Consider the following 253-nt stretch of genomic DNA (forward strand, 5'->3'; position numbering starts at 1 on the left):
GGAGACCCTTACCGACCCCTCGTACCACCGTCAGGTCGTTGTCATGACGGCCCCGCACGTGGGCAACACCGGGGTGAACGACGAGGACCCGGAGTCGGCGCGTATCTGGGTGTCGGGGTATGTGGTCCGCGACCCCGCCCGTAAGCCGTCCAATTGGCGTGCGCAGCGTTCGCTGGATGAGGAGCTGGTGGCGCAGGGCGTCGTCGGGATCAGCGGTGTCGACACCCGCGCCCTCACCCGGCACCTGCGCGAG

At 69.2% G+C, this 253-nt stretch carries 1 protein-coding gene; it reads left to right on the forward strand.

Annotated elements, in window-relative coordinates; genetic code table 11:
• On the forward strand, window positions 1-253 hold a 253-nt coding region (locus IF17_RS0135970; protein WP_030575468.1), incomplete at both ends, for a carbamoyl-phosphate synthase domain-containing protein.

Source organism: Streptomyces cyaneofuscatus, from assembly GCF_000718135.1.
Taxonomy (GTDB): Bacteria; Actinomycetota; Actinomycetes; order Streptomycetales; family Streptomycetaceae; genus Streptomyces; species Streptomyces cyaneofuscatus.